This window comes from Pseudomonas sp. D1-36 (assembly GCF_051132205.1).
Lineage (GTDB): Bacteria > Pseudomonadota > Gammaproteobacteria > Pseudomonadales > Pseudomonadaceae > Aquipseudomonas.
Genome location: NZ_CP071674.1, coordinates 1,301,244 through 1,321,828 on the forward strand (window position 1 = coordinate 1,301,244; position 20,585 = coordinate 1,321,828).

Annotated in this window: 19 protein-coding genes; 7 read left to right on the plus strand and 12 right to left on the minus strand. The window is 62.1% G+C overall.

Going from position 1 to position 20,585, the window contains the following annotated elements; genetic code table 11:
* Window positions 1–94: 94 nt before the first annotated feature.
* Window positions 95–1,618, minus strand: a complete 1,524-nt coding sequence (locus J3P76_RS05745) for a fumarate hydratase (protein ID WP_434607486.1) — start codon at window positions 1,616–1,618, stop codon at window positions 95–97.
* 462 nt (window positions 1,619–2,080) lie between these two features.
* On the opposite strand from J3P76_RS05745, the gene J3P76_RS05750 reads away from it, so the two are divergent.
* Both J3P76_RS05750 and J3P76_RS05755 read left to right on the plus strand, forming a co-directional pair.
* Window positions 2,081–3,187 carry a GGDEF domain-containing protein gene (locus J3P76_RS05750; protein ID WP_420765296.1) on the plus strand — a complete coding sequence of 369 codons (1,107 nt, stop codon included), beginning with the start codon at window positions 2,081–2,083 and terminating at the stop codon, window positions 3,185–3,187.
* Window positions 3,180–4,127, plus strand: a complete 948-nt coding sequence (locus J3P76_RS05755; RefSeq protein WP_434607483.1) for an iron-sulfur-binding ferredoxin reductase — start codon at window positions 3,180–3,182, stop codon at window positions 4,125–4,127. The genes J3P76_RS05750 and J3P76_RS05755 overlap by 8 nt, the downstream gene beginning before the upstream one ends.
* 174 nt (window positions 4,128–4,301) lie before the next feature.
* Here the strand turns inward: J3P76_RS05755 and pyk are convergent, their stop codons facing one another.
* Window positions 4,302–5,753, minus strand: coding sequence for a pyruvate kinase (gene pyk / locus J3P76_RS05760; protein WP_039591415.1), 1,452 nt, complete (start codon window positions 5,751–5,753; stop codon window positions 4,302–4,304).
* 326 nt (window positions 5,754–6,079) lie between these two features.
* Here pyk and J3P76_RS05765 point away from each other — a divergent pair, with 326 nt between their 5' ends.
* The gene (locus J3P76_RS05765) at window positions 6,080–6,454 is read left to right on the plus strand and encodes a tetratricopeptide repeat protein (RefSeq protein WP_434701658.1); all 375 of its coding nucleotides are present in this window, start codon (window positions 6,080–6,082) and stop codon (window positions 6,452–6,454) included.
* Window positions 6,455–6,721: 267 nt separating this feature from the next.
* The gene (locus tag J3P76_RS05770) at window positions 6,722–7,081 is read left to right on the plus strand and encodes a PilZ domain-containing protein (RefSeq protein WP_420765292.1); all 360 of its coding nucleotides are present in this window, start codon (window positions 6,722–6,724) and stop codon (window positions 7,079–7,081) included.
* Between the two features lie 147 nt (window positions 7,082–7,228).
* Here J3P76_RS05770 and J3P76_RS05775 read toward each other — a convergent pair whose 3' ends face one another.
* The 7 genes from J3P76_RS05775 to J3P76_RS05805 form a co-directional block, all read right to left on the minus strand.
* The gene (locus J3P76_RS05775; protein ID WP_434701659.1) at window positions 7,229–7,585 is read right to left on the minus strand and encodes a DUF6124 family protein; all 357 of its coding nucleotides are present in this window, start codon (window positions 7,583–7,585) and stop codon (window positions 7,229–7,231) included.
* 579 nt (window positions 7,586–8,164) lie between these two features.
* A complete protein-coding gene (locus J3P76_RS05780; RefSeq protein WP_434607476.1) occupies window positions 8,165–9,496 on the minus strand; it encodes a DUF58 domain-containing protein in 1,332 nt (443 codons plus the stop codon).
* Window positions 9,497–9,749: 253 nt separating this feature from the next.
* Window positions 9,750–10,757: an AAA family ATPase gene (locus tag J3P76_RS05785; protein ID WP_434607474.1), complete on the minus strand. Its 1,008-nt coding sequence runs from the start codon at window positions 10,755–10,757 to the stop codon at window positions 9,750–9,752.
* Window positions 10,758–10,778: 21 nt separating this feature from the next.
* Window positions 10,779–11,942, minus strand: coding sequence for a DUF4350 domain-containing protein (locus J3P76_RS05790; protein ID WP_434607471.1), 1,164 nt, complete (start codon window positions 11,940–11,942; stop codon window positions 10,779–10,781).
* Window positions 11,939–13,474 (minus strand): DUF4129 domain-containing protein, encoded by a 1,536-nt coding sequence (locus J3P76_RS05795; protein WP_434607468.1) that lies wholly within the window; start codon window positions 13,472–13,474, stop codon window positions 11,939–11,941. The genes J3P76_RS05790 and J3P76_RS05795 overlap by 4 nt, the downstream gene beginning before the upstream one ends.
* Complete coding sequence (locus J3P76_RS05800; RefSeq protein ID WP_434607466.1) at window positions 13,461–14,435, minus strand: stage II sporulation protein M; 975 nt, start codon at window positions 14,433–14,435, stop codon at window positions 13,461–13,463. The genes J3P76_RS05795 and J3P76_RS05800 overlap by 14 nt, the downstream gene beginning before the upstream one ends.
* The gene (locus J3P76_RS05805) at window positions 14,432–15,157 is read right to left on the minus strand and encodes an RDD family protein (protein WP_420765279.1); all 726 of its coding nucleotides are present in this window, start codon (window positions 15,155–15,157) and stop codon (window positions 14,432–14,434) included. The genes J3P76_RS05800 and J3P76_RS05805 overlap by 4 nt, the downstream gene beginning before the upstream one ends.
* A gap of 322 nt (window positions 15,158–15,479) precedes the next feature.
* On the opposite strand from J3P76_RS05805, the gene sbcB reads away from it, so the two are divergent.
* Window positions 15,480–16,907, plus strand: coding sequence for an exodeoxyribonuclease I (sbcB, locus tag J3P76_RS05810; RefSeq protein WP_434607463.1), 1,428 nt, complete (start codon window positions 15,480–15,482; stop codon window positions 16,905–16,907).
* A 118-nt stretch (window positions 16,908–17,025) separates the two neighbouring features.
* Here sbcB and mvaT read toward each other — a convergent pair whose 3' ends face one another.
* On the minus strand, window positions 17,026–17,403 hold the full coding sequence (gene mvaT / locus J3P76_RS05815; protein ID WP_420765277.1) for a histone-like nucleoid-structuring protein MvaT: 378 nt from the start codon (window positions 17,401–17,403) through the stop codon (window positions 17,026–17,028).
* A 307-nt stretch (window positions 17,404–17,710) separates the two neighbouring features.
* Between mvaT and purU the strand changes: the two genes are divergently transcribed.
* Window positions 17,711–18,559, plus strand: a complete 849-nt coding sequence (gene purU, locus J3P76_RS05820) for a formyltetrahydrofolate deformylase (RefSeq protein ID WP_420765276.1) — start codon at window positions 17,711–17,713, stop codon at window positions 18,557–18,559.
* A gap of 69 nt (window positions 18,560–18,628) precedes the next feature.
* Window positions 18,629–18,808, plus strand: coding sequence for a hypothetical protein (locus tag J3P76_RS05825; RefSeq protein WP_420765275.1), 180 nt, complete (start codon window positions 18,629–18,631; stop codon window positions 18,806–18,808).
* 4 nt (window positions 18,809–18,812) lie between these two features.
* Here J3P76_RS05825 and J3P76_RS05830 read toward each other — a convergent pair whose 3' ends face one another.
* Together J3P76_RS05830 and J3P76_RS05835 are read right to left on the minus strand one after the other, a co-directional pair.
* Complete coding sequence (locus tag J3P76_RS05830; protein WP_434701660.1) at window positions 18,813–19,808, minus strand: lysylphosphatidylglycerol synthase transmembrane domain-containing protein; 996 nt, start codon at window positions 19,806–19,808, stop codon at window positions 18,813–18,815.
* The gene (locus J3P76_RS05835; protein ID WP_434701661.1) at window positions 19,805–20,578 is read right to left on the minus strand and encodes a DUF2334 domain-containing protein; all 774 of its coding nucleotides are present in this window, start codon (window positions 20,576–20,578) and stop codon (window positions 19,805–19,807) included. The genes J3P76_RS05830 and J3P76_RS05835 overlap by 4 nt, the downstream gene beginning before the upstream one ends.
* Window positions 20,579–20,585: the final 7 nt, after the last annotated feature.

Genomic DNA, 20,585 nt, shown 5'->3' on the forward strand with positions numbered 1-20,585 from the left:
GCAGGTTCGCTCCCACAGGGGGTTGTTGTGCGCCTATAAAAAAGGCCGATGAGCGTGTCGCTCACCGGCCTTCTTCAGCGCGAGAAAGTGCGTGTTACTGCACTTCCACCGCCAGGCTTTCGCTGATCTTCTGCTGCCAGATCGCCGGGCCTGTGATGTGTACCGACTCGCCTTTGCTGTCCACGGCGACAGTCACCGGCATGTCCTTGACCTCGAACTCGTAGATCGCTTCCATCCCCAGTTCGGCGAAGGCCAGGACTTGGGATTTCTTGATCGCCTGGGCCACCAGGTAAGCGGCACCGCCAACGGCCATCAGGTAGACGGCCTTGTTGTCCTTGATCGCTTCGATGGCGGTCGGGCCGCGCTCGGATTTGCCGATCATGCCCAGCAGGCCGGTTTGTTCGAGGATCTGGCGGGTGAACTTGTCCATCCGCGTGGCCGTGGTCGGGCCGGCCGGGCCAACCACTTCGTCGCCCACCGGATCGACCGGGCCGACGTAGTAGATGAAGCGCCCCTTGAGGTCCACCGGCAGGGTTTCACCCTTGTTCAGCATCTCGACCATGCGCTTGTGCGCCGCATCGCGACCGGTGAGCATCTTGCCGTTGAGCAGCACGGTTTCGCCCGGTTTCCAGCTTTGCACGTCTTCCGGGGTCAGGGTGTCGAGGTTCACGCGACGTGCCGACGGGCCGGCTTCCCAGACGATTTCCGGGTAGGCGTCCAACGGTGGCGCTTCCAGCGAGGCCGGGCCAGTGCCGTCCAGCACGAAGTGGGCGTGGCGGGTGGCGGCGCAGTTGGGGATCATGCACACCGGCAGGGAGGCGGCGTGGGTCGGGTAGTCCATGATCTTCACGTCGAGCACGGTGGTCAGGCCACCGAGGCCCTGGGCGCCGATGCCCAACTGGTTGACCTTCTCGAACAGCTCCAGGCGCATCTCTTCGATGCGGTTTTGCGGGCCGCGGGCCTTGAGCTCGTGGATGTCGATGGATTCCATCAACACTTCCTTGGCCATCACCGCGGCTTTCTCGGCGGTACCGCCGATGCCGATGCCGAGCATGCCCGGTGGGCACCAGCCGGCGCCCATGGTCGGAACGGTCTTCAGGACCCAGTCGACGATGGAGTCGGACGGGTTGAGCATGGCCATCTTCGACTTGTTCTCTGAACCGCCGCCCTTGGCCGCCACGTCCACTTCCACGGTGTTGCCCGGGACGATGGAGTAGTGAATGACCGCCGGGGTGTTGTCCTTGGTGTTTTTGCGCGCGCCTGCCGGGTCGGCGAGGATCGATGCGCGCAGGACGTTTTCCGGCAGGTTGTAGGCGCGACGCACGCCCTCGTTGATCATGTCGTCCAGGCTCATGGTCGCGCCATCCCAACGCACGTCCATGCCCACGCGCACGAACACGGTCACGATGCCGGTGTCCTGGCAGATCGGCCGGTGGCCGGTGGCGCACATGCGCGAGTTGATCAGGATCTGCGCCATGGAGTCACGGGCCGCCGGCGATTCTTCGCGCAGGTAGGCCTCGTGCATCGCCTGGATGAAATCCACGGGGTGGTAATAGGAAATGAACTGCAGGGCGTCGGCAACGCTCTGAATCAGGTCGTCTTGCTTGATCACGGTCATGAGTCGCGCTCCTCTCTAAGACGGGAACATTCAATAAGGTGCCGCCCGCTTGGGTGCATCGGTCGACGGACGGCACCTCTTAAGGCACGCCGGGCATGCTGGCGCGACGCTAAAAAGGCGCGGCAGTATATCGCAGGCAGGGAAGCCTGTGGGGGCGAGGTTGCTCGTGATCACGACGGATTGAACCATTGGAAAGTGGAAACCTGTGCGAGGGAGCTTGCTCCCGCAGGGCTGCGAAGCGGCCACGGATTTTGCGGTTGCTGCGCAACCGAGCGGGAGCAAGCTCCCTCGCCACGGGGGCATCGGCGAAGCCTGGCGATGCGTCAATCTGGGCCATTGCTTTGACGCCATTTTTCTGAGCCAGAATTGAATGGTCATTTGTCGAACACGCCACTAAAGTGGCGTCTGGCCTGTAGCGTAGGACAGCTCTATCAGTTCCTCTTTCCCATGGTGAGTCACCGATTGACCCATAACGCCATTCAACGTCTTTTGCTCAAACGCTTCGCCCTGGCCGCCACGACTTATGCGCTGGCACTGGTGTTGCTGTGGTTGGCGTTTTTCAGTGGCCATTACCTCGACTCGTTGCGTGGCGCCATCATCGGCACGCTGTTGGTGGTGCTGTGCCAGGCTGGTTTGTTCGCGCTGTTCATCACCGATCGCAACCTGCGCTTCGCCGACCCCAGCCTGACGGAAATACAGGTCTGGATCGGCCTGGGCTGGCAGACCTGGATGATGGCGCACCTGGACCAGGCCCGCGGCGTGTTCCTGGTGTTCTATGTGCTGATCCTCTTGTTCGGGCTGTTCCACCTGACGCGGCGGGCCTTTGTGCGCTGCGCCACGCTGGTGTTCATCAGCTTTACCGGCATCACGCTGTGGGACGGTTACTTCTTTCGGCTGCCCGATCCGACGCTGGCCGGTCTGCAGGTGTCCGTGCTGTTCATCGTGCTGGTGTGGCTGGTGTTGTATGCCCGCTATGTCCAGACCTCACGCCAACGCATGCGCCAGCGCCGGTTTGCCTTGCAGGCGCACCAGGATACCCTGCGCGGCATGATGCGCCAGCTCGAAGACCTGGTCGCCACCGACGAACTGACCGGGCTGTTCAATCGCCGGCATTTCCTGCGCCTGGCGAGCCGCGAACTCAATACCCTCAGGCCCGGCGTCGCCCATGGCCTGGCCTTGATCGACCTGGACCATTTCAAGCGCATCAACGATTTGCACGGCCATGCGGCAGGCGACCAGGTGCTCCAGGCGTTTGCCGGTGTCGCCACGGCGTGCCTGCGTGAAGGCGACGTATTGGCCCGCTACGGTGGCGAAGAATTCGTAATGTTGCTGCCCGCCTGCGACCCCGCGCGCCTGACGGCCTGTTGCGAGCGCTTGCGGCTGGCGTTCACCCAAGTGGAATTGACCGACCTGCGGGTGGGCACTCTCAGCCTGTCTGTGGGCATGACGATGCTGGAAATGGGCGATGACCTGGACAGCGCCTTGCAGCGCGCCGACCAGGCCTTGTACCGTGCCAAGCGAGACGGCCGCAACCGTTGTGCCGCCGCCTGGGAGAACGTCGATGCCTGAGTTGAAAGTCGCCGGCCGGCAATGGTCGGTGGCGGCGGGCAGTAACCTGCTGGATGCGTTGAACCAGGCAGGCGTGGCCGTGCCCTACAGTTGCCGCGCCGGCAGTTGCCATGCGTGCCTGGTGCAATGCCTGAGCGGCGACGTGCGCGACAGTCGCCCCGATGCCCTGGCCCCGGCGCAGCGTGATCAAGGCTGGCGACTGGCGTGCCAATGCCAGGTGGTGGAGGACGTGCAAATCCACACCTTCGACCCACAACGCGACGGCCAAGCCGCCAAAGTGGCGGCGGTGGATTGGCTGGGCTCCGACGTGCTGCGCCTGCGCATTACCCCGGAGCGACCGCTGCGCTATCGCGCCGGACAACACCTGGTGCTGTGGGCTGGTGACGTCGCCCGGCCATATTCCCTGGCGAGCCTGCCCGAGGAAGACCGCTTCCTGGAGTTTCACCTCGATTGCCGCGCGCCCGGGCAATTCATCGACGCGGCGCGACAATTGAACAGTGGTGACCCGATCCGTCTCGGGGAACTGCGCGGCGGCGCGTTGCACTACGACCCCGACTGGCATGAAAAACCCCTATGGCTGCTGGCCTCCGGCACGGGCTTGGGGCCGCTGTTCGGCATCTTGCGCGAAGCGTTGCGCCAACAGCATCGGGGCGCGATCCGGTTGGTTCATGTGGCCCGCGATGCCGCCGGGCATTATCTGGACAAACCCCTGGCGGCACTGGCGGCCAAGCATCCGAACCTGAGCATCGAGCTGTTGACCGCAGCCGAGGCGCCAGCGACGCTCGCACAGCTGCGCCTGGCGTCGCGCCAGACCCAGGCGTTGGTTTGCGGCCATCCGGATTGGGTCGAGGCGTTTGCCAAGCGCTTGTACCTGGCGGGGTTGCCGAGGAATCAATTGTTGGCGGATGTGTTTGTTACCCGTGACAATGGCGGCGTCTGACCGATCGCCATCGCGAGCAAGCTCGCTCCCACATAGGATTTGCGGCGCACACAGAACCCCTGTGGGAGCGAGCCTGCTCGCGATAGCGCCCGTCCAGACACCCAACGTCCAAAGGCAAAAACAAAAAGCCCCGCCATTCACATGGCGGGGCTTTTTGTGTTCAGCGACCGATCATCAAACCATCGGGTCGCCAACGTGCAGGATCTTCATCCCGTTGGTGCCGCCGGTGGTGTGGTAGCTGTCACCCTTGGTTAGGATGACCCAGTCGCCTTTTTCCACGACGCCGCGTTTGGTCAGTTCGTCGATGGCTTTCTGGCTGACTTCGTGCGGCTCCAGCGAAGCCGGGTCGAACGGAATGGTGTACACGCCACGGAACATCGCGGCGCGCGCCTGGGCTTCGCGGTGCGGGGTGAAGGCGTAGATCGGCACCGAGGAGCGGATGCGCGACATGATCAACGGCGTGTAGCCACTTTCGGTGAGGGCGATGATCGCCTTGACGCCCGGGAAGTGGTTGGCCGTGTACATGGTCGCCAGGGCGATGCTTTCGTCGCAGCGGGTGAATTCCTTGCCGATGCGGTGGCTGGAGGTCTTACCGGTCGGGTGCTTCTCGGCGCCGATGCAGATACGCGCCATGGCCTGCACCGCTTCGAGCGGGTAGAGGCCGGCGGCGCTTTCGGCCGACAGCATCACCGCGTCGGTGTAGTCCAGCACGGCGTTGGCTACGTCGGACACTTCGGCGCGGGTCGGCATCGGGTTCTGGATCATCGACTCCATCATCTGGGTCGCGACGATCACCGCTTTGTTGTGGCGGCGTGCGTGCAGGATGATCTTCTTCTGGATGCCCACCAGCTCGGCGTCGCCGATCTCCACGCCCAGGTCGCCACGGGCCACCATTACGGCGTCGGACGCCTTGATCAGGCCGTCCAGCGTCTCGTCGTCGGCCACGGCTTCGGCGCGTTCGATCTTCGCCACCAGCCAGGCGGTGCCGCCGGCTTCGTCGCGCAGTTGACGGGCGTATTCCATGTCCGCCGCGTCACGGGGGAAGGACACGGCGAGGTAGTCGACTTCCATTTCCGCGGCCAGCTTGATGTCGGCCTTGTCTTTATCGGTCAGGGCCGGTGCCGTCAGGCCGCCGCCGCGACGGTTGATGCCTTTGTGGTCCGACAGCGGGCCACCGATGGTCACGACGCAGTTCAGTTCGGTGGCGGTGGCGGTCTCGACGCGCATCACCACGCGCCCGTCGTCGAGCAGCAGTTCGTCGCCCACGCCGCAATCCTTGACCAGGTCCGGGTAGTCGATGCCGACCACCTGCTGGTTGCCTTCGGTCAGCGGATGGCTGGTGGAGAAGGTGAATTTGTCACCTATCTTCAGCTCGATGCGCTTGTTGGCGAATTTGGCGATACGGATCTTCGGGCCTTGCAAGTCGCCCAGCAGGGCAACGAAACGGCCGTGCTTGGCGGCCAGGTCACGCACCAGCTTGGCGCGAGCCTTGTGCTCGTCGGGGGTGCCGTGGGAGAAGTTCAGACGGGCAACGTCCAGGCCAGCCAGAATCAGCTGTTCGAGAACTTCCGGCGAGTTACTGGCCGGGCCAAGGGTAGCGACGATTTTGGTGCGACGGACGGACATGCAAGACTCCTCAAGTTCAAGCGCCAGCGAAGGCTACTATGGTCTTTGGGTGTAGTCATTGTTCATATGCACTACTTATTCGTTTCTTTTTCGAAATGAACATTCCTGAAAATTTTTGCGCCTTTAACTGCTTAAGCCGAACATCGCTCTTGTGGCGAGGGAGCTTGCTCCCGCTCGGTTGCGTAGCGACCGCAAAAATCCGGGGCTGCTCTGCAGCCCAGCGGGAGCAAGCTCCCTCGCCACACACGTGTTCACCGTGGAGGTTTTTCGTGCTGAAGATTTTCCCCGCCAGGTCGATACAGAGCTCAAGACAGGAGAACCTCCCCATGCGATTCGTGCTTTTTATTGCCCTGGCCCTGAGTATCACGGGCTGCACCCGTTGGTCGATGAACCACCACATGAACCTGGCCTACAAGGCCTATGAGCGGGGCAACTGCGAGCAGGTGATGCTCGAGCTGTCCAAAGTCGACCGCGCCAGCCGTGCCCGTCGCTACATGCAGCCGGAAGTCTCGATGATGCGCGGCCAGTGCCTGGAGCGGCAGAAGCTCTACGTCGACGCGGCGCAAACCTACCAGTTCATCCTCACCCAATACCCCAACAGCGAGTACGCCTACCGCGCCCGCGCACGGCTCGAAACCCTGCAGAGCCTGGGTCATTACCCCACCCGCAGCGCCTCGGCGATCCGTCCCACGTCGTACTGAATTTGATTTATTCGAAACCCTTCCGCGAGCCAGTTGTCGACCGATGACTGGTATCGAATCCGGCTGGCCGATGCTCGCGCTTGGACTATAGTTGTACAAAACGTGGCTAGAGCCAGAACTCTAATTTCGAAGCGTCACCTGTCACCGGTAGCATTTGGCCGGCCAGAGGGTGTCTGGCATCGGAGTCGGGGAGAGCGGGCAGGGATGAGCCCGTTCCGAAGCACTGGATTGGCCGGGTTATCGGCTACTCAAAAAGTGATACAAGACATGTACAAAGAGCGGCAGATTGCACGACATCAGCTGGCGTATTTCCTTGAGGTGTTCAACGGCATAAACGGCAAACCCATTGGTTTTTTGGGCAACGTTTCGGAAAACGGCCTGATGCTCATCAGCCATTTGCCCTTGATGATCGGTGCGGATTTCGACCTGCGCCTGAAACTGCCCGCCGAGGAAGGACCGCAGCAGCAGATCCGTTTGAAAGCCCATTGCCTGTGGTGCCGCGAGGACGTGACACCGCAACATTTCGACGCGGGCTTCAGCCTGCAGTGGGCACCGCCTGAATACGGACAACTGGTGAGCGCATTGCGGCAGTACTTCAGCTTCTATCAGCTACCAGAATCGGCGTGAGCCCGGTTTTCCCGTTTGTCATCAATCCTGTGGGAGCGAGCCTGCTCGCGATGGCGGTCTTGAAATCGCCATCGCGAGCAAGCTCGCTCCCACAGGTTCTGCATTAACTTCTAGATACTTATTCAGTCGCCTGTGCCTGCGTAGCCTTTAGCGCTGCACCTTCGCCTCGCCATCCAACAACTTCTCCAGCAACAACACCCCCATCTCGCCCATCTGATGAATCGCCAACGCCAGGTTGCGCGGGGCGCCTTCCAGTTCTTCCGATAAATCCAGAATCAGCGTGCTCACCGAGCAGAAGGTTTCGTAGCTGTGTACCAGCAAGCCTTCCGGGTCGGCATCGGGGGCGACGATGAAACAGTCCAGTTGTCGTTGGTTTTTGGCTGGTTGGGTGGGGTTGGGTTTCAGGTAGTGGTCGAGGGCTTTTTTCGCGGCTTTGTCGAGCTTTTGCTCGTCGACGGTTTTACGGGGAGCGGGTTTTGGGGGATTGGGGGTTGGTTTGATCATGAACGTTTTTCCGTAATTAAGGCTGCCACCCGTTTCGCGACTAAACGAGGGGTGGCGGCTGGACGCAGGTTAGTCGACCGGTGGAAAAACGAAGCCCGGCGCGCCCAAGGGCGCCCTGCGAACAGCCACCATCAAGTGCGGGACTTTGGCCCGACTGGATGACGCTTGTGCACACGCGTTTTTCATAGCCGAGCGACTATCCGCTCCCGTCGAGATCACGATAGAGCTGGAATACGGCGACAGTTTTTTAGCGGGTGCTCCGGATGCCCAGGTCTGTCTTAAATACGTGCGGGGGAGTGAGTCCGAGAACCTGGTGTTTGATCCGCCGTTGGGAGAACTTTTGGTAATGGAGCGGGGGAGCAGTCCGTTGAGGTGGACTGTTTCAACCAACACGGTGCGAGACTATTCGTTTGCGTTGCAATTCTTGATGCCCTTGTTCAGAGAGATTTCCCCGTCTCCCCCAGTTTCTGGCACTGTCTTGCGTAAGATCTGACGTTATGTTCGATCACTTCCATTGGCTTTGGGCAACGGCTACCGGGACAGTGCTTTGTTTTTTATGACGACTGAATCGTCTGTTGCCTACAAATCCCCACCCTTCTTCCACCCCAGATACAACGTCACCAGCTCGGCCCCCAACTCCCCGGGCCGAGCTTGCAACACCGCCATCCCATGGGCACTCAACCGTTCATGCAACGTCGCCCGCGCACTCAAATATTCCACCGTCCCGCAATAAGCCAGCGCGTCAGACACGGTGTGCACCGGCGCTTGGCGCAGGCGGTCGAGGGCTTCTTCGCGCAGGCTTGCCACCAGCACGCGATGGCTTTGGCCCAGGCGTTTGACGGCGGCCAGCAATTCTTCGTCGTCCTCGTCCCGCAGGTTGGTCACCAGCACTACCAAAGCCCGGCGTTTCTGCCGGGCGAGCAGTTGGGTGACGGCGGCCTGGTAGTCGGCGGGGTGTTGGCTGCTGTCCAGGTCGTAGACGCTATTGAGCAGGACGTTGAGTTGATCGCTGCCCTTGACCGGGGCGAGGTAGCGGGGTTGTTCGCTGGCGAAAGTGCTCAGGCCCACCGCATCGCCCTGGCGCAGGGCGGTGTAGCTGAGCAGCAGGCAGGCGTTGAGGGCGTGATCGAAATGCGACAACTCGCCGTCCTGGCTGCGCATGCGCCGGCCGCAGTCGAGCATGAAGATGATTTGCTGGTCGCGTTCGTCTTCGTATTCCCGGGCGATGGGCGTGCGGTGGCGGGCGGTGGCTTTCCAGTCGATCTGGCGCAGGCTGTCGCCTTCGCGGAATTCGCGCAATTGATGGAATTCCTGGCCCTGGCCGCGCCGCTGCCGCTGGCGGATGCCGAGGTGGCTGAGCCAGTTGTCCACCGCCAGCAGTTCGCCGTCGTACAGACGGGCGAAGTCCGGGTAGACGCGGGTGCTGTCGAGCGCGTCGATCAGGCGTTTGTCGCTCCACAGGCCCATTGGGCTGGGCAGGTTGATTTCGCAATGTTCGAAGGTGAAGTGCCCGCGCTTGAGCGGGCGGACGCGGTAGCCGAGCTGGGTGAGCCGGCCGGGTTGTAGTTGTGCTGAAACAGGCAGTTGTTCGAAGTCCAGGCCATTGGGCACGTGATCGAAAATCTCGATTTCCAATGGCTGGGGCAGGTCGTGGCGGATGTCCAGGCGCACTTCGCTCCATCGGCCCAGGGCCAGGCTGCCGGGCAAATGGCGTTGGACTCGGGGCGAGGGCAGGCGCCGGACGCGCACCGCGTCGAGTATCGACAGGGCCAGCAGCGCCAACAGTAAGCCCCAGTGGATCGACAGCAAAGTCGAGGGCACCGCGATGCCCAGCGCGCGCAGTGCACCCAGCACAATGCCGACGGTCAGCAGGATCGCGAGCCAGGCGAGCAGCAGGCGGGAGGGTTTCATGGGGGCGTGCCCTTGCAGGAGATGTTGGCCTTGGCAAAGAAATTTACTGCAGTGAGGTTTCCTGTGGCGAGGGAGCTTGCTCCCGCTGGACGCGCAGCGTCCCCTTGCGGTGTGTCAGATAGAACTTGGGGGCTGCTTCGCAGCCCAGCGGGAGCAAGCTCCCTCGCCACAAAAAGCATGCCTGGTACAGAAGACATTCCTGCCATAGAAGGTATTCCTGGCATAAAAAGCACGCCTGGCACAGACGCCTTCATCACAACCTTGGCGCCGACACTTGATCGAGCAACTGCCCCAGCACCTGGTCCACCGAAAGCCCTTCGATGTCCAGCTCCGGCGCCAGCCGTACGCGGTGGCGCAGCACGGCCAGGGCGCAGCCCTTGATGTCGTCCGGCACCACGAATTCGCCGCCGCGCAACATCGCGCGCGCGCGGGCGCAACGCACCAGGGCAATCGAAGCCCGAGGCCCGGCCCCCAGGGTCAGGCCCGGCCAGGTGCGGGTGGCGCGGGCCAGGCGCACGGCGTAGTCGAGCACCTGGTCGTCCATCGGCAGCTCGCTGGCGATGCGTTGCAGCGCTTGCACGTCCTTGGCTTGCAACACCGTGCGCAACGGCTGAACGTCGAGCATGTCGGCGCGGGTCGAGCGGCTGACCTGGCGCACCATGTTCAATTCCTGATCGGCGTCGGGGTAGTCCATGCGCACCTTGAGCATGAAACGGTCGAGCTCGGCCTCCGGCAACGGGTAGGTGCCTTCCTGTTCGATCGGGTTCTGGGTCGCGAGCACCATGAATGGCTGGGCGATCGGCAGCGCGCGGCCTTCGAGGGTGACCTGGCGCTCCTGCATGGCTTCGAGCAACGCCGCCTGGGTCTTGGCCGGTGCGCGGTTGATTTCGTCGGCGAGCAGCAGGTGGGTGAACACCGGCCCCTTGCGCAACTTGAACTGCTCGCTCTGCAAGTCGTACACCGCATGTCCGGTGACGTCGCTGGGCATCAAGTCCGGGGTGAACTGGATACGCGCGAACTCCCCGCCAAAACAGCGGGCCAGGGCGCGCACCAGCAACGTCTTGCCCAGCCCGGGAACGCCTTCGAGCAGGACATGACCGCCGGCGATCAGCGCCGTGAGCACATCATCGATCACGGCTGCCTGGCCGACCACGGCCTTATGCAGCTCGGTGCGGATCGCCTGGGCCAGTTGACTGGCGCGCTGGCGTTGCTGGGCGGCGTGGGCCTGGCTGTCTGAGGGCTCGTTCTGTTCAGTCGTCAATTCTGGCGTTCTCCTAACGGTTTATAAGGCATTCCTAAGGGTTTGCAAAAGGCCGACCTGACGGCAGAAGTCGGCGCTGGACAGGCGTCGTTTCGGCCGGGGGCTGAGGGCCTGGCTGATGGTTCGCGTGGGTTGGCGCGTCAGACGTGCTAGCACTTGCCATTGTTCGGCGACCACCAGTTGTTCGAAACCCGGATGAAGCTGGCGCGCCCGGCGCAGCACGTCCTGTTGCAGGCTGTGCAACAGGTGTTGCTGGCCGTTGTGGCGCAACTGGAAGGCGGCGCTGGCTTGCAGGTGTTCTTGCAGTTGGCGTCGCGCCTTGGGCGCCGGTTGTTGCAGCGGGCCATGGCGCACCGCCGACCGCCACAGCCAAAGGGCGATCAAGGCCAGCAGCGCCACGATGGCCTGAGGGAAGTAGCGCAGCAGCAGGGTCAGCAGGTTGTCGTGGTCGGTATTGAACAGCAGCGTGACGTCGGTATCGGCGCTCAGGTACCAGAGCAGCCAGGCGTTGTCGTACTGGTCGATCTGGTCGTTCTTCCACAGCTCGGCGTCGGTCAGCACGGTGATCGTGCCCAGACCGTGGTTCAGTTGCATCAGGTGAGTCGCCGCCGCGCTGTTGGCCCAGGCCTGGGCGAGGTTCAGCGGGTCTTCGAGGTGAAAGTCGGTGTCGAAGCCGATGTAGGCCGGCGCCTCTTCGTCTTCCAGGTACAGTTTGGTCAATTCGGGGTAGGGATCCTTGATCAGCTCCGGCTCCGGTGCCTTGAGGTCCTTGCTCAAAAGTTGGCGCAGGCGCACGCGGTCCAGCAGCAGGTCGCCGCTGCTGTTCGTGCTGTCGTCCCACAAGGCCTCGGCGACGAACAGCAGGCGCCCGCCGGCGCGGGTCCAGTTCATCAACTGGTCGACGTCCCGTGGCGTCATGTTGCTGCGTTCGCCCAACAGCAACAGGCTGCGTTGGTGCGGTTCGAGCGTGGGCAGCACGTCCAGGCTGTTGGCGTGTTCAACATTGATGCCTTGCTGGCGCAAGAATCGTTCGGCGGCCAGGTACGGGTTGGCCTGGGCTTCGGGGGAGGGGCCGTGCTCGATGGTTTCCTGATAGGGCACGGCCTTGAGGTACAGGTACACCGCCAACGCACAGGTCAACGCGGCACCGACTGCGCCGATCACCCACCCCGTGCGCTGGCTCATCGGGACGCTCCGGGGCCGAACAATTCGCGCCAGCCATTGCACAACTGCTGTTGCAGATGGGCGGGCGGAGGGCGGTGTCCATAGGCAATGTTCTGCCAATGCAGGGTCAGGTGCCTGCTGAAGGCCATCAGCGGTTCGTGCTGGAGCTGTTCAACCCGTTGCAACACCTGGCCTTCGGTGTCGGCCGGCTTGAGGGGCATGTTGAACTCATGGTGCAAGCGGCTGAGCAGCGCTCGATACAACAGGCCCAACGCCTCGCGTGGCGAGTCGGACCACAACTGCTCGGCGCTGGCCGCGACATCGTTTGGCAAGCTCTCTTCGCGGATATCCAGGTCAAACATGCGTGCCGGCGCGGGGCGCTCCGCCGGCAGGCGTTTCGTTGGCCGGTAGTTGGCGAGCGCCTTGAGCCGTTCACGATAGCGCCAGGCCAGCCAGACGATCGCGCCCACCAGCGTGGCCCAGAGCAGCGCCTGGATCAGCGCAGCGATCGTTTCGAAGCGTTTGGCGCTCCAGTTGAGCATCGATTTCAGCCAGCCGGGGGCTTCATCGGTTTCGGCCGATTCGGTGGCTTCTTTGCCGAATCGATAGCGCGTCACGGTTTCCGGATTCTTGAAAGGGGGTGCGTCAAGGATTGCCTTGATGCTCTCGCGGGAGGCTTGGCTGGTGACGGGTTGGTTGAGCAGGCGAGGGCTCTGGGGTGCGTTGCTGTTGTCATCGGCCCATGCGGGTGGCGCCAGCGGCAGGAGGGTCAGGGCGAGCAGCGCCAGGGCAGGCGCTACGGTGCCCAGGCGTTGGCGCAGGCGGCGGAACACCAGCTCGATGTCCCAGGCTTCCAGCAGGGTGCGTCGATTCAGGTAGAGGCTGAAGCCGCAGGCGACGTAGATCGGCTCCCAGACAATCAGCAGCAGCGGATAGAGGACATTGAGCAGGTGTTCGAGCCACAGCCAATCGTGTTCGGCGACGGCGATCAGGGTTTGCCAGTCCCATTCCAGTTCGACTTGTTGCGGCACGAATAGATAGAACAAGGCCATCAGGCCGAACCACAAGACGGTCTCCAGGTGCACGCCGAGGATGGTCAACCATTGCGCGGCGCCGCCGTTGCGTTGCAGCAGCACGCGCAAGCGCTGCTCTCGTGCCTCGCCGGCGAGCCCTTCGAGTTGTACGACGGGCATCAGGAAGCTGCGACTCAGGCTCAGCCGGCGCCAGGTCAGGCTGGCCAGCAATTGTGGCTTGAGCAGCGTCGGCCATTGGCGCAAGGCCTGTTTCAAGGTCGGCGTCTCGCCAAACAGCGCCTTGGACAAGATGTACAGGGGCAGGCGTTCGAAGGCCGGTTTCAGCCACCAGAATATAAACACCACCAAGGAGGGCGAGTCCCACAGCAACAAGGTCAGTAGCGCATACACCGGCAGTGTGACGATGGCCCAGCTGGCCATCAGCAGCCGCCGGTGCTGCTGGGTCATCAGTACGCCGAGGTCCATGGCTTCCCAGGTGGTGCGTGGGCGGATCGCTACCGTGACGTCACTCAGGCGCATGCTGGCCTCGCCCGGCGAACAGCAGGTAACCGATCACCAGCAGCCACAGTAGCGCGCCGATGGTGTATTTGGTGGAGGGTGTCGCGGCGCTGGAGGACCAATAGGCCTCGACGAACGCTGCAATGAGCAGGAAGAGGATCACCCCGGCGATGATCAGCACGCTTTTGCCGGCGGCCAGTCGCAAGGCTTCGCCCCGCGTGAGGCGTCCCGGCGCAATCAGCGCCCAGCCCAGTTGCAGGCCCGCGGCACCGGCCAGGGTGATGGCAGTCAATTCGAAAGCGCCATGGCCAATGACGAACGACCAGAACGTTGCGCCCGAGCCGATCTGGGTCAGGTGCCCGGCCACCGCGCCAATGGTCAGGCCATTGAAGAACAGGAAGAACGCGCTGCCCAGGCCGAACAGCAAACCACTGGCGAATGTCTGAAAGGCAATCCCGATGTTGTGCATGATGTAGTAGCCGAACATCACCCAATCCTCGCTGGCGGCCCGCTCGATCGAGCGCCCCAGGTGCCCCGCCGCCGGGTCGTACATGCCGCGGATCTGGCTGACTTCCTCGACGCTCAGCAAGCTGTAGACCAGCTCGGGGAACAGGTACACCAGCAAGCCGACGCCGACGAGGCTGCCGATGAACATCAGGCCCGCCGCCAGGACGAATCGCCATTGTTCGCGCACCAGGCGGGGGAAGCCGGCCAGGATAAAAGTCGACAGGCCGGTCGAGGGGTGGCTGCGGTCCCGGTAGAGTTGCTGGTGTCCGCGCAGCGCCAGTTGCTGCAAGGTATCCACCAGCAAGCTGCTGTAGCCCCGGGCCTGGGCCAGCGCCAGGTGTTGGCAGAGCTGTCGATAGGCGTGGGGAAAGTCGCTGCTCTGGGGGACATTGCGGCGGCGCTCCAGTTGGTCGAGCAGGCGGGACAGGTGTTCCCATTCCCCTTGGTGGCAGCTTTCGAACAGGCTTTGCTTCATGTCGGCCCCAACAGGCCGCGGGCGATGCCATTGAGTTCAGCCACGGCCCCGGTGGGGTGCACCTTCAATGGCGCGGCCAGGATTGCCGCCAGTTCGGTGACCCTGGCGTCGGACAATTGTGCCTGGCGCTCGGCGAAACCCAGCACGGCGCGTTGTTCCACCAGGGCCAGGGCAAAGGGCGGGCGTAGCGGCCGGGCCATTGGCAGTTCGGGACGCTTGACCGGTTGCTCGCGATAAACCACCAGCGTGCCAGCGGCCAGGTCGCCCAAGCGCTTGAAGGTCGGGTGTTGCAGGCAGCAGAGCGCTCCAAAGGTGTAGCCGAACGGCAACATATCGACGAAGCGCAGCAGGTTGCGGATCAACGAGGCAGACCAGCCGATCGGCCGACCATCATCCTGCACCACGCGCAACCCCATGATCTGCTTGCCGGGGGAGCGGCCCTGGTTCAGCACCTCGAACAACACCATGTACCACCAGCTGACGATGAACAGCAGGATCGAGCCCAGGCCGATCCCCAGTTCGCCGAAGAACGCCAGGACGACAAAGAACAGGCCGAGCACCAGCCCGCGTATCACCAGGTCGATGGCGAAGGCCAGCGCACGAGGCATCAGCCCCGCCGGGCGCAGTGGCAGGTCGATGCCTTCGGGCGTTTCGACCTGGTAACGTGTGTCCAGTGGCGGCGGTAGCGGCGCGTTCCTTTGCAGTGCTGGTGTCTCGAGCATGGGCAACCTGTGATGGCCGTTCGAACGTTCGATCTCGGCGCAGATGCTAGGGTCTGTATGAATGTGTTCGCGGAAGGCCAGACAAGGCGAAACGGGGGAGGAAGTGGAATGTACAGGAGTACATGAGCATTCCGAGCCCCGTTTCAACGCAGTATGGGCGAGTGCGGATACATTTCGTACAGAGCCTATCAGTCTTCGGGCGGGCGCACGATATGGCCGTGTATGTCATTTCATGGCCTGCAACAGGATTAAAGGCGCGAAGGCTGGCGGGCGCAGGGTACGAACGCCTAGACTTCGCCAGTCCTCAGCCCAGGAACACCCCGTGACTTCCATCTTCTGGTACGACTACGAAACCACCGGCATCAACCCACGATGCGACCGCCCCTTGCAGGTGGCGGGAATACGTACCGATTTCGACCTCAACGAAATCGACGAGCCGGTGAACCTGTATTGCCGGCCCAGCGATGACATCCTGCCCCACCCGGCGGCCTGTGCCATCACCGGCATTACGCCCGCGTGCCTGGCGGAAAAGGGCTTGAGCGAAGCCAACTTCATGACACGCGTCCATGCGCAATTGGCTGCGCCTGGGACCTGTGGTGCCGGCTACAACACCTTGCGCTTCGACGACGAAATGACTCGCTACAGCCTGTATCGCAATTTCTTCGATCCGTATGCTCGGGAATGGCAGGGGGGCAATAGCCGCTGGGACCTCATCGACCTGGTGCGCGCCGCCTATGCGCTGCGTCCCGAGGGCATCGTCTGGCCGCAGGAGGATGGCCGCGTCACCCTCAAGCTCGAACGCCTGACGGCCGCCAACGGCATCGATCATGGCCAGGCCCATGACGCGCTGTCGGACGTGCGCGCGACCATCGCCCTGGCCCGGTTGATCCGCGAAAAACAACCCCGGCTCTACGACTGGTTGTTCCAGTTGCGCGGCAAGCAGAAGGTGATGGACCAGATCCGCCTGTTGCAGCCGATGGTGCATATATCCGGGCGCTTCTCGGCGGCGCGAAACTACATTGGCGTCGTGCTGCCGCTGGCCTGGCACCCGAAGAACCGCAACGCCTTGATCGTCTGTGACTTACACCTGGACCCCCAGGGCTTGCTTGACCATGACGCGCAGCTTTTGCGCCAGCGGTTGTACACCCGCCGCGAAGACTTGCTCGACGGTGAGCTGCCGGTCCCCCTTAAACTCATCCACATCAACAAATGCCCGGTGGTTGCGCCGCTGGCTGTCTTGCGCGCCGAGGACCAACTACGGCTGCAGCTGGACATGGAGGGCGTGCATCAGCGGGCGCTGCGGCTAAGTGACGCACAACACGTCTGGCAAGACAAACTCCAGGCTATTTACGGGCAAGAAGACTTCACTGCCAGCGAAGATCCCGAGCAGCAATTATATGCAGGGTTTCTCGGTGATCGAGATCGCCGTTTATGTGAACAAGTTCGCATGGCGGATCCGTCTGATTTGGCCCAACAGCAGTGGCCATTCGATGATGAACGCCTGCCGGAATTATTGTTTCGATATCGTGCGCGCAACTTTCCGGAGACCTTGGATCCAGCGGAACAACAGCGTTGGACACTTTTTTGCCAGCAACGCCTGTCTTTCCCTGAATGGGGCGCGCCGAATACGCTGAGCAATTTTGATGAGGCGATGACAGAGTGGATGGACCAATCTTCGCCGTTGCAGCGCGATGTGCTGATGCAATGGCAGGGCTACAGCCAACAATTGCGCAAACGTTTTAGCCTCTAAACTGCCACGCAGCTATTGAAAGCCAGGGTAAAAACCCAGGCATAAAAAAACGCCAGCAAATCGCTGGCGTTTCTGCTTGCAGGCTCCACCTCTTAACGCGCGGCGCCGCTGGCGAGGCTTAGCCCAGCAGGGTTGCCCAGCCTTCTACCACGTCACCGCCCCACTTGGCTTTCCACTCTTTCAACGTCTTGTGGTTGCCACCTTTTGTTTCGATGACTTCGCCATTGTGCGGGTTTTTGTATTGCTTAACTTTACGAGCACGTTTGGTGCCGGTCGTTTTTACCGCGCCGCGGGGTGCTTTACCCGACTTGGCTTCTGGATCCAGCAGGGCAATGATATCGCGCAGGGACTTGGAATATTCGCCCATCAGCGTGCGCAGTTTGCCTTCGAATTCCAATTCTTTTTGCAGTTTGTCGTCTTTGGAGAGGTCGGCCAGACGTTGTTGCAATTCTTCAATAGCTTGTTTTGTGGCGTTGTATTCGGTGATCAGAGACATGGGGACTACCTTATGTAGGACGCTGGTGACAAGGAGACAGTGAAGCAATAGTAATCAGACAGTTTCATCAAGTAAACATTTAAGCCGTGTTTATTTAGTTAAATAGTGCGGGTGCCATGGAAATGGGCATCGCAAATAAATACTCGATGCTGTCTTCATATCCGTTCACACAATTGCGGCGCAGCCACAGGCCACGTCGCGCGCAGCCTCGGTGGTCCCGGGCGGGCAGGGTGTGCGATCGATACTGCAGTTTTGCTACGCAATGGCTAGAATGGCCGCCTTTTTGCGAAGTTCTGGAGTTCCCCTCATGCGCACTTTTCGGCTGGTGATCGCTTGCCCGGACCGCGTCGGTATCGTTGCTAAAGTCAGTAACTTTCTGGCGTCCCATAATGGCTGGATCACTGAAGCGAGCCATCACTCGGACAACCAAAGTGGCTGGTTCTTCATGCGCCACGAGATCCGCGCCGACTCGCTGCCCTTTGGCCTCGAAGCCTTTCGCGAGGCATTCGCCCCGATTGCTGAAGAGTTCTCGATGGATTGGCGTATCACCGATACCGCGCAGAAAAAGCGCGTGGTGCTGATGGCCAGCCGCGAGTCTCATTGCCTGGCTGACTTGCTGCACCGCTGGCACAGCGATGAGCTGGATTGCGACATCGCGTGCGTCATTTCCAACCATGACGACTTGCGCAGCATGGTGGAGTGGCACGGCATTCCTTATTACCACGTCCCCGTCAATCCGCAGGACAAGCAGCCGGCGTTCGCTGAAGTCTCGCGGCTGGTCAAGCAGCATGACGCTGAAGTGGTGGTGCTGGCCCGCTACATGCAAATCCTGCCGCCATCGCTGTGCAGCGAATACGCGCACAAAGTCATCAACATCCACCACAGCTTCCTGCCGTCTTTCGTTGGCGCGAAGCCGTACCACCAGGCATCGATGCGCGGCGTGAAACTGATCGGCGCAACGTGCCACTACGTGACCGAAGAGCTGGACGCCGGCCCGATCATCGAGCAGGACGTGGTGCGCGTCAGCCACAGCGACAGCATTGAAGACATGGTGCGATTCGGTCGCGACGTGGAGAAGATGGTGCTGGCGCGCGGCTTGCGTTATCACCTGGAAGACCGCGTGTTGGTACACGGCAACAAGACCGTCGTATTCTGATCCAACGCAGAACCCGGTGGTGAGGGAGCAAGCTCCCTCGCCACGATTAGCCTTGAGAGGGCATGGACCATGACCGATCCCTTGGACAAAGCCACCGCCAAAGCTCCGCCAACCGTGGGCGAGGGCTGCCTGAGCCGCTACGATCCCGACGCGTTGAGCCCCGAGGACGGCACTGAGTTTCCCGACGCCGCGAAGCTCTGGGACGAGCTGAACGACAAGCCTCAGGGCGACTCCGAACCCAATCAATAAAGGGTCAGGCCTGCCTGAGCCTGATCAGCTTCTTGATCAATGGTCGCCCGACCATCAGGAAAAACACTGGCCCTCCGGCCAGCAGATAGAAGTAATAGGTCACCGCTCGCCAGATCAGAATCGCCGCCGCCGCGGTGGATTTTCCTACCATGGGCGCCAGTAGCGCCGCCGAGGTCAACTCCGCCGCTCCGGCGCCGCCCGGCAGCAGGCTGAACTGCCCCGCGCTCAGAGAGAGCATTTGGATCAGGAAACTCCACGCCCATTGCAAATCCGCCCCCAGCCCTTTCAATGCCAGATAAAGCACGCTGTAGCGCAGCGCCCAGTGCAGGCAGGTCAAGCCGAACACTTGGAAAAGTGTCATTCGGGGCAACTTCAACGTATCGGTGAACGCCGCCAGGAAATTGAGGATCTTGCGCCCCCAACGCCGGCGAGTGCTGGTTTTCACCCGTAGATGGCGCAACACTCGGGCACCCAGCAGAATCAGCCGGCGATGGTAGCGCGCGACCAGGGCGCAGCAGGCCAGGCCGCCGAACATCGAAATCGCGCTCAACGCCAGCATCCATTCCATGCGCTGGCTGAGGTTCTGGAACAGCGCGTAGAACAGGATGCCCAGCAACGCACACAGGAAAAACAGCAGATCGCTCAACTGATCCATCGCGAATACGGCGCTGCCATGGGCCGGGCGCATGCCGTTGCGCGCCAGCAGGGCCATCAGCGTCAAGGGGCCGCCGCTGCCGCCGGGCGTCGCGCACATGGCGAACTCGGTGGACATCACCACGCCCATGCTTTTGACCGCGCCGATGCGCCCACGGTGCTCGCCCAGCAGCAAACGCAGGCGCATCGAGTTCAGCGCCCAGCACAGCACAATCATGCCGAGCATGACCAACAGCAGCGACAACGGAAAGCGCTGCACCCGCGACCACATTTCCCCACCGCCCACCAGCATCGGCACCACAAGCGCGATGAGCAGGGCGGCGACCAGCCAGATCAATCGCTTCATGCGGCGTTACTGACCCGCAGGCCCTGGGTTGCCAGCCAGCCGGCCTTGGTCATCGGCACACGTCCGTCCTCAAGCAGGCGCTGCAGGGTGCGTAGCCAATAATCCCGGGAAAAACCGTGGCGCATGTCCACCGGGTGCAGCCCCAGGCGAATCACAGGTGCCTGGCGCCAGCGCTGTTTGCGCTGGTCGCTGATGATTTTCGACAGGCCCCGGCGCCAGGCGCTGCGCGCGCTCCAGACCAGGCCCGGCGCATCGATCTGGGTGAACTCTGGCAAACGGTAAAGGTGTTGGGTATCGCTGGTGTAGCTCAGAGGCAGCTGGCGCAAGGCTTGCCGGGTGCCTTCGCTCATCAGCCAGGCGGGCGCGACGAAACCTTGGAGCGGCCATTGGTACCGCTGGAAGATTTCGATACCGGCTCGTAGGCGAGCGAGGGCGGCCTCTTCGGACAATCCATAGAACTCGCCTTCGTGGGTGTAGACCCGCCGCATGAAAAAGTCCTTGGGATGAAGGGCGGGCGGGCCGTCGTCGCAATGGTAGTAACCGTGCAAGACCAATTCATCGCCGCGCTCGACCCGGCCGTCCAGCAAGCGCCTGAAGCCGGGGTGATCGTCCAGCGCATTGGCATGATGGAAATCCGGCACCACCAGCCAGGTCATCGGCACCTGGCCAAGGGCGTCGACGGCTTCAACGAAGGGCTGGTAGTCGGGCCAGGTCTGGGGCGCGACGTCATGGAGCACCAACAGCAGGCTGGGGGTGGGATTCATTGCCATCGACGTC

What these genes read in the sequence shown, in the direction of transcription:
- J3P76_RS05745 (WP_434607486.1), bottom strand. Translation starts at nt 1,618, where the DNA reads ATGACCGTGATCAAGCAAGACGACCTGATTCAGAGCGTTGCCGACGCC.
- J3P76_RS05755 (WP_434607483.1), top strand. Translation starts at nt 3,180, where the DNA reads ATGCCTGAGTTGAAAGTCGCCGGCCGGCAATGGTCGGTGGCGGCGGGC.
- pyk (WP_039591415.1), bottom strand. Translation starts at nt 5,753, where the DNA reads ATGTCCGTCCGTCGCACCAAAATCGTCGCTACCCTTGGCCCGGCCAGT.
- J3P76_RS05765 (WP_434701658.1), top strand. Translation starts at nt 6,080, where the DNA reads ATGCGATTCGTGCTTTTTATTGCCCTGGCCCTGAGTATCACGGGCTGC.
- J3P76_RS05770 (WP_420765292.1), top strand. Translation starts at nt 6,722, where the DNA reads ATGTACAAAGAGCGGCAGATTGCACGACATCAGCTGGCGTATTTCCTT.
- J3P76_RS05775 (WP_434701659.1), bottom strand. Translation starts at nt 7,585, where the DNA reads ATGATCAAACCAACCCCCAATCCCCCAAAACCCGCTCCCCGTAAAACC.
- J3P76_RS05780 (WP_434607476.1), bottom strand. Translation starts at nt 9,496, where the DNA reads ATGAAACCCTCCCGCCTGCTGCTCGCCTGGCTCGCGATCCTGCTGACC.
- J3P76_RS05790 (WP_434607471.1), bottom strand. Translation starts at nt 11,942, where the DNA reads ATGAGCCAGCGCACGGGGTGGGTGATCGGCGCAGTCGGTGCCGCGTTG.
- J3P76_RS05795 (WP_434607468.1), bottom strand. Translation starts at nt 13,474, where the DNA reads ATGCGCCTGAGTGACGTCACGGTAGCGATCCGCCCACGCACCACCTGG.
- J3P76_RS05800 (WP_434607466.1), bottom strand. Translation starts at nt 14,435, where the DNA reads ATGAAGCAAAGCCTGTTCGAAAGCTGCCACCAAGGGGAATGGGAACAC.
- J3P76_RS05805 (WP_420765279.1), bottom strand. Translation starts at nt 15,157, where the DNA reads ATGCTCGAGACACCAGCACTGCAAAGGAACGCGCCGCTACCGCCGCCA.
- mvaT (WP_420765277.1), bottom strand. Translation starts at nt 17,403, where the DNA reads ATGTCTCTGATCACCGAATACAACGCCACAAAACAAGCTATTGAAGAA.
- purU (WP_420765276.1), top strand. Translation starts at nt 17,711, where the DNA reads ATGCGCACTTTTCGGCTGGTGATCGCTTGCCCGGACCGCGTCGGTATC.
- J3P76_RS05825 (WP_420765275.1), top strand. Translation starts at nt 18,629, where the DNA reads ATGACCGATCCCTTGGACAAAGCCACCGCCAAAGCTCCGCCAACCGTG.
- J3P76_RS05830 (WP_434701660.1), bottom strand. Translation starts at nt 19,808, where the DNA reads ATGAAGCGATTGATCTGGCTGGTCGCCGCCCTGCTCATCGCGCTTGTG.
- J3P76_RS05835 (WP_434701661.1), bottom strand. Translation starts at nt 20,578, where the DNA reads ATGGCAATGAATCCCACCCCCAGCCTGCTGTTGGTGCTCCATGACGTC.